Source organism: Candidatus Cloacimonadota bacterium, from assembly GCA_011372345.1.
Taxonomy (GTDB): Bacteria; Cloacimonadota; Cloacimonadia; order Cloacimonadales; family TCS61; genus DRTC01.
Genome location: DRTC01000350.1, coordinates 1 through 7,653, shown reverse-complemented (window position 1 = coordinate 7,653; position 7,653 = coordinate 1). Strand labels below are relative to the sequence as shown.

The 7,653-nt window shown below is 40.3% G+C and carries 7 protein-coding genes; all 7 read left to right on the top strand.

Features of this window, described 5'->3' with window-relative positions; translation table 11 throughout:
- The first annotated feature begins 281 nt into the window (after positions 1–281).
- Positions 282–2,282, top strand: a complete 2,001-nt coding sequence (locus ENL20_06760) for a CoB--CoM heterodisulfide reductase iron-sulfur subunit A family protein (protein ID HHE38257.1) — start codon at positions 282–284, stop codon at positions 2,280–2,282.
- Positions 2,279–2,719 (top strand): hydrogenase iron-sulfur subunit, encoded by a 441-nt coding sequence (locus tag ENL20_06755; protein ID HHE38256.1) that lies wholly within the window; start codon positions 2,279–2,281, stop codon positions 2,717–2,719. Before ENL20_06760 ends, ENL20_06755 begins: the two co-directional genes overlap by 4 nt.
- The gene (locus ENL20_06750) at positions 2,706–3,722 is read left to right on the top strand and encodes an oxidoreductase (GenBank protein ID HHE38255.1); all 1,017 of its coding nucleotides are present in this window, start codon (positions 2,706–2,708) and stop codon (positions 3,720–3,722) included. The genes ENL20_06755 and ENL20_06750 overlap by 14 nt, the downstream gene beginning before the upstream one ends.
- Before the next feature lies 1 nt (position 3,723).
- Positions 3,724–5,184 carry a Ni/Fe hydrogenase subunit alpha gene (locus tag ENL20_06745; protein HHE38254.1) on the top strand — a complete coding sequence of 487 codons (1,461 nt, stop codon included), beginning with the start codon at positions 3,724–3,726 and terminating at the stop codon, positions 5,182–5,184.
- Positions 5,185–5,378: 194 nt separating this feature from the next.
- Complete coding sequence (locus ENL20_06740) at positions 5,379–5,828, top strand: hydrogenase maturation protease (GenBank protein HHE38253.1); 450 nt, start codon at positions 5,379–5,381, stop codon at positions 5,826–5,828.
- A gap of 171 nt (positions 5,829–5,999) precedes the next feature.
- Complete coding sequence (locus ENL20_06735) at positions 6,000–7,172, top strand: ADP-forming succinate--CoA ligase subunit beta (protein ID HHE38252.1); 1,173 nt, start codon at positions 6,000–6,002, stop codon at positions 7,170–7,172.
- A partial coding sequence (locus ENL20_06730) for a succinate--CoA ligase subunit alpha (protein ID HHE38251.1) occupies positions 7,172–7,653 on the top strand: 482 nt, incomplete at its 3' end. The genes ENL20_06735 and ENL20_06730, both read left to right, overlap by 1 nt.

The following is a 7,653-nucleotide window of genomic DNA, read 5'->3' as shown; positions in this document are numbered from 1 at the left end:
TTAAAGATTATAAAAAACCAAAAAAAAAATATAATTTTTTTTTTTTTTTTATGAAAGCAATTGAATGAAATAAAATAAGATCATCAACTCATCTTCTAATTCCTACTCTTTTGGGAGAAGAGAAATAGTCTCCACTCTCTGATATCAGAAAGTTCAAAATTTTCGCAGAAGATAGCACGGATTCAAGAGAGGATTTGAACTAGTTAGAAATAAATTAGAGATAGAGGAAGTCATTTATCATGAGTAAAAAGAAGCCTATTTATTGTAAATAAGGGGGTTTTATGCAAGAGAGAATAGGTGTATTCGTTTGTAGGTGCGGTCCGAATATTGGAGATAAAATCTATGTTGATTCTATCGTTAATGATCTAAAAAACATCGAAAGTGTAGTCACTGCAAAAAGTCACAATCTCCCATGTTCGAAAGAGGGTTTGGAGTTTATTAAGGACGAAATTAAAAAGGGAGAACTGACCAGGATCGTTGTTGCTGGCTGTACTCCAAAAATGTATGAGCAAAAATTTATGGATACTTGTGAAGAAGCAGGTATTAATCCATTCCTTTTCCAAATGACAAACATCCGGGAACAGGTTGCCTGGGTTACTCCGGATAAAGCTCTGGCTACCGAGAAAGCCAGAAAACTCTGTTTAGCAGCAATAAAAAGGGTGTCTCTTCAAGAACCTATTGAACGGAAAGAAATCGAAGTTAAACCAGATGTTCTGGTCGTAGGTGGTGGAGTAGCAGGATTGGAAGCAACGCTTACTCTAACCTCAAAAGGAAGGAAGATAATCCTCGTTGAAGAGGATGAATCCGGAGAAACCAAGCCCAGAGAATCTGCTCAATTTAGAAAAGTTTATCTTGTTGAAAAGAGTCCCTGCATCGCTGGAGTCTGTGGAAAAGTTGAAGAAGTGTATCAAACTATGGAATGTGCTCCCTGTATGTTAGCTCCCGAACTTCAAGAGGTTCTTCAAAAAGAGAATGTTGAAACACTAACCTTCAGCGAAGTCGAAGAGATTGTCGGCTCTTTTGGGAATTTTACTGTTAAGATCAGACGAAAAGCAAGATATGTTAGCGAAGAAGCTTGTATCGGCTGCAGTGCTTGTTTCGAACCTTGTCCGGTTGAAATCCCGAATCAGCTGAATGGAGGATTATCCGATAGAAAAGCGATCTATATTCCTTATCCCGGTGCCCTTCCTAATGTACCTGTAATAGATAGATTAAATTGTCTGCATTTGAATGGTAAAGAATGTAATGCCTGTGAACAGGCTTGTGCCTTTGGTGCTATAAACTTCGAGGATAAGGATGAGGTAATTGAAAGAAGTGTAGGTGCTATCGTCCTGGCAATCGGCTCAAAACTTGTTAATCCAGCTCAATATCCACAATTCGGATTTGGGAAATATGACAATGTCTTATCAGCAATCCAATTAGAGAGATTAAATGCATCAAATGGTCCTACAAGTGGTAAGGTCCTCTTAAAGAACGGACAGGAACCGGAGTCTATAGCATTCATATATTGCGTCGGCAGGAAAGAGATTGGATACTGCTCGGGAATTTGCTGTATGTATATGAGCGCTATGGCACATCATGTTAAGGAAAAATTACCGAATGTGAAAATTTATAGTTTTTATTCGGACCTATGTCTTCCTAAAAAAGAGGATCAGAAAGTATTTGAGAAAGTTCTTGATAAAGGAGTTGAATTTATCAGGAGCGATGGTACCGAATATGTCGATCATGACGGGAAAAAACTCATCGTTAAATACAAGACAGAATCTTCACTGAAAAGCAAGGCAGTTGACATGGTTGTTCTTGCACCTCCTATCGAACCTAGTAATGACATTGATAAATTAGCTAAACTTCTTGATATACCTCTGGACGAACATGGCTTTTTCGAAGAAGAGCATATCCTGATGAAACCTTTTGGTGCGCCTCTCGAAGGTATTTTTATTGCCGGAACCTGTCAGGGACCAAAGGATATAGGAGATTCGGTATCTCAGGGAAGCGCAGCTGCAGGAAAAATACTTTCGCGGTTAATGCTTGGAGAAAAACTGGAATTAGAACCGATAGTAGCAGAAATCAATGAAGATATTTGTTGTGGATGCAACACCTGTATCGGATTATGTCCCTTTTATGCTATCCATCGAGATGCGGAGAAAAACATTTCAATTATCGATGACACACTCTGTAGGGGTTGCGGAACTTGTGTCGCAGCTTGTCCAACCGGTGCAGCAAAAGCCTGGAATTTCACGATGGAACAAATATCTGCTGAAATCAGGGAGGTGGCAAAATGAAAGACAAAAAATTAACGATCGTGACATTTCTTTGTAACTGGTGTTCTTATGAAGGTGCAGACAAAGCTGGAAATGCCCGTCTGGAATGTCCGGCAAATGTTCGAGTTATCAAGGTTATGTGCAGTGGTAGAGTAGAACCTCAATTTGTAATACAGGCTTTCAAAGAAGGAGCAAGCGGTGTCTTGATTTTGGGATGTCATCCGGGAGATTGTCACTACAAAAAGGGAAATTACAAAACTATCCGAAGGGTAAATCTTTTGAAAAAAACTTTGAAGCAATTCGGGATCGAACAGGATAGAGTTAGATTAGACTGGGTCAGTGCGAGTGAAGGAGAAAAGTTTGCCAAAGTCGCCAATGAGATGGCTGAAACGATCAAACAATTAGGTCCTTTATCCGAATTAAATATATTAGAAGGAGTAGATTATGCCGAAGCCTAAAGTAGCGTTTTATTGGTGTGCATCCTGCGGAGGTTGTGAGGAAGCAATAGTTGACCTTAATGAAGATATTCTGAAAGTAGTCGAATTGGTCGATATTGTTTTCTGGCCCTGTGCTATGGATTTCAAATACCAGGATGTCCGTGATATGGAAGACAAAGAGATTACCGTTGCCTTTATAAATGGAGCCATCCGAACCGATGAGCAGGAAGAGATGGCAAAACTTTTAAGGAAGAAATCTCTGCTCGTTGTTGCTTTTGGAGCTTGCTCCCATCTGGGTGGAATTCCAGGTTTAGCTAATTTCTGGGATAGAAAAACCATTTTTGAATCTTCTTATGGAAAAGGTTGCCCCTCTGTCGATAATCCCGACTTTGTTGTTCCGCAGACTGTTACTGAAGTTCCGGAAGGAGAATTGGAATTACCTGCTTTCCATAATACTGTAAAAAGTCTAGATCAAGTAATAGATGTCGATTATTATCTTCCAGGATGTTCTCCTGCTCCCTATTTAACAATGCAGGCGATTGAAGCCATCCTCTCCGGAGAATTACCGGAAAAAGGAACTGTGCTGGCACCGGAAAAAACCTTATGCGATGTTTGTGACCGTAATGAAACCAAACCGGAAAAAATGTCTATAAGCCAGATCAAAAGGATTTCCGAAGTGATCGCAGATCCTGAAAAATGTTTCCTTGCTGAAGGAATAATTTGTTTAGGCCCAATTACCAGGGCAGGCTGTACAGAAGAAGGAAGCGGAAGATGTATAACCGCTAATATGCCCTGCCGCGGTTGTTACGGACCTCCAACGGAAGTTAAGGATGTCGGCGGAAAAATGATTTCAGCTCTTGCTTCGATCCTGGGTCTCGAAAATGAAGAAAATATGAGCGATGAGGATGTGGAAAAACTTATGAACCAGGTTGTTGATCCGGCTGGATATTTCTATCGCTTTTCTCTTCCTACCTCGTTATTAAGAAGAAAAAGAATGAACAATCCTGCAAAGGAGGATAAATAAAATGGCAAAAAAAATATCAATAGATCCAATTACCAGGTTAGAAGGTCACGGGAAAATAGAAATTTTCCTGGATGATGACGGCAATGTAAAAAATGCCTATTTGCAAGTTCCCGAACTGAAAGGTTTTGAACAATTCTGTGTGGGCAGACCGGTGGAAGAACTGGCGAGAATAACTCCTCGTATTTGCGGTGTTTGTCCGACAACCCATCACATGTGTTCTACCAAAGCTCTCGATGCTGTTTATCATGTAAAACCAACAGAAACTGCTCTCAAATTACGCCGCCTTATCTATGATGCCTTTATGGCAGAAGATCATTTACTGCATTTCTTTTTCCTCGGAGGTCCCGATTTTGTAGTTGGACCGAATGCTCCGGCAGGAGAAAGAAATATTTTGGGAGTTATCGGTAAGGTTGGTGTCGAGATCGGGAAAAAAGTCATCGATATGCGAAGAAGATTGCGAAGCATTATCACTCATCTTGGTGGAAGAGTTATTCATCCTGTTTGCGGATTGCCCGGCGGAATTTCCAAAGGTCTGGCAGAAGATCAGAGACAGGCATTTCTGAAAGTTGCTAAAGATAGTGTCGAATTTTCCAAGTTCTGTTTACAGGTTTTTAATGATATAGTTCTGAAAAACGATACTTATCTCGATTTGATCGTAGGAGATATTTTCCAGCATCAAACTTATTATATGGGTTTGGTCGATGAAAATAACAAAGAAGATTTGTACGACGGAATGGTTCGGGTTGTCGATCCAACCGGTAAGGAATATGTAAAATTTGCAGGAAAAGATTATCTCGATCATATTGTCGAGCATGTCGAACCCTGGAGTTATATCAAATTTCCATACCTGAAAAATGTAGGTTGGAAAGGTTTCGAGGATGGAATCGACAGCGGTGTTTATCGTGTTGCTCCTCTGGCCCGACTTAATGTTGCGGACGGAATGAAAACTCCCCTTGCTCAAGCCGAATATGAAAAAATGTTCGAGACTCTCGGTAAACCCTCTCATCATACACTTGCCTTCCACTGGGCAAGGTTGATCGAAGTTATGTATGTTTGTGAGGAGATGGTGCAGCTGCTTGAAGATAAGTTCATTACTAATCCGGATATCAGGAATCTTCCGACAGAAACTCCGGATGAAGGTGTTGGTGTCATCGAAGCTCCTCGCGGAACTTTGTTCCATCATTATAAAACCGATGAAAATGGAATGGTTTCAGGCGTTAACCTGATCGTTGCCACTGTAAATAATTCTGCTGCTATTTCCATGTCCATTGCCAAAGCTGCGAAGAACCTGATCAAGAACGGAAAGGTTGATGACGGACTGCTGAATATGGTGGAAATGGCATTCCGACCTTATGATCCGTGTCTGGCTTGTGCAACTCATTCTCTTCCCGGGAAAATGCCGCTGATCGTGAATATTCGTGACAAAAACAGAGAGATCATCAAAAAAATCAAGAGAGATTGATCTAGACTGAACTCGACTCGTAATGAAGTGCGAGTCGAGTTCAATCGTCTAAAACCGACTCGAATTATAACGACCAAAGACCAAAGGGAGTGTCCCGCTTTATCGGGAAGAACAGTTGTCAGACTGGCGCAATTTCCGAGTCGCATTCCCTGCGGTCATTACGACTCGAATCTTGCTAAGATAATTTATTTTTTATGAAAACACTCGTACTTGGACTTGGAAACACAATTCTCTGCGATGACGGAGTTGGAATAAGGATTGCGCAGGAAATAAAAAAGAAGTGCAAAAATATCGACATACTCGAAGCCGGTGCTGCCGGCTTCAGAGTTATCGATGAGATAATCGGTTACGAAAAGCTGATCCTGATCGATTCTATCAAAACCGGGAATGCCAAACCCGGAACTCTGCACAAATATTCATTCGACGACTTTAAAACAAAACACCATTCCCAACCGCATGATATCAGCCTCTTTGAAGCATTTGAGATTATTAAAAAACATGGTGATGAATTACCAACCGAGATTGAAATTTATGCCGTCGAAGTTTCAGATACTGAGACTTTATCTGAAAAATGTACTCCTGAAGTGGAAGCTGCAATTCCGAAAATAACGAAGAAAATAATTGAAGAACAAAAAATTAACTGATTTTATCAAAAAATCCTTGCATTTATAAAGCAAAATAAAAATTAGTTCCCGCATATATTTCAGGAATTTTCTAACTTTTTGTTGGAGAAATTCCTTTTGTTTCTTGGAAATATCAGGGAACTTTTTTTAGATTAATTTTTTACTAAAAATGTTATAAATATCGGAGGTTTAATGAACATTCACGAGTACCAGGCAAAAGAAATCCTTAAAGAATTCGGAGTAGCAGTTCAAAATGGAATTATGATCGATAAAGTTGAAGATGCTGGGAAAGCTGCTGAAGAATTGGGTGGAAGTGATTGGGTGATAAAAGCTCAAGTTCACGCCGGAGGTAGAGGAAAAGGCGGAGGAGTTAAATTTGCGAAAACTGTCGAGGAAGTAGAAAAAATTGTAAAAGAAATGTTGGGAATGAAACTCGTTACTCACCAAACCGGTCCTGCTGGAAAAATCGTACAAAAAGTTTATCTTGAAAATACGGTAAACATTGCCAAAGAATACTATTTGGGTATGGTTCTGGATCGAGCTAAAGAATTACCTGTCATGATGGCTTCGACCGAAGGTGGAGTGGAAATTGAAAAAGTAGCTGCAGAAACACCGGAAAAGATCATCAAAACAGAAATCGATCCTTTAACCGGTTTTCAGGGATTTCATGCTCGTGAACTGTCTTTTGGATTGGAACTCACTAAAGAGCAAAGCAAGGATTTTTCCAAATTTGCCAAAGCTTTATATAATGCCTATATTTCTAACGATGCCAGTTTAGTTGAGATCAATCCCCTGGTTTTAACCTCCGAAAACAAATTTATGGCACTCGATGCCAAAATGGGATTCGATGATAATGCTCTTTACCGTCATAAAAATATTGCTGAGATGAGAGATTTTAATGAAGAAGATCCGGCTGAAGTCGAAGCAACCGAATACGGATTGAGTTATGTCAAACTCGATGGGAATGTTGGTTGCATGGTCAATGGAGCCGGATTAGCTATGTCAACGATGGACATCATAAAGTTAAAAGGCGGATATCCTGCAAATTTCCTCGATGTTGGCGGGAAAGCGAGTGCCAATACGGTTGCTAAAGGTTTTGAGATCATCCTCAAAGATCCGAATGTGAAAGCGATCCTCGTTAATATTTTCGGAGGAATTGTGCGTTGCGATAGGATTGCCAATGGAATCATCGAAGCCACAAAAAAAACGGAAGTAAAGGTTCCGATCGTTGTTCGCCTGGATGGAACGAATGCAACTGAAGCTTCCAAAATTCTGGAAAAATCATCACTTACAAATATTATCACGGCATCCGATCTTGCCGATGCTGCCGGAAAAGCAGTCAAGTCTGCTAAAGGAGTTCAATAATGAGCATATTAGTAAATAAATCTTCAAAAGTGATCGTGCAGGGATTCACCGGAAAGGAAGGAACTTTTCATGCAGAACAATGTCTTGCATACGGAACGAATATTGTCGGAGGAGTTACACCAAATAAAGGTGGTCAAACTCATCTCGGAAAACCTGTTTTCAATACAGTCAAAGAAGCGATTGCAGAAACTGAAGCAGATGTATCTCTGATCCTTGTACCTCCGGCATTCGCAGCCGATGCTATAATGGAAGCAGCTTCTGCCGGAATTAAGATCATTATCTGCATCACGGAGGGAATCCCAACCAGAGATGTGGTGATTGCTAAAAAATTCACTGATAAACATAATGTTACCATGATCGGTCCAAACTGCCCGGGAATAATAACTTCCGAAGAAGCTAAAATAGGGATCATGCCGGGATTTGTTTTCAAAAAAGGAAAAGTCGGGCTGATCTCAAAATCCGGAACTCTTACTTACGAAAT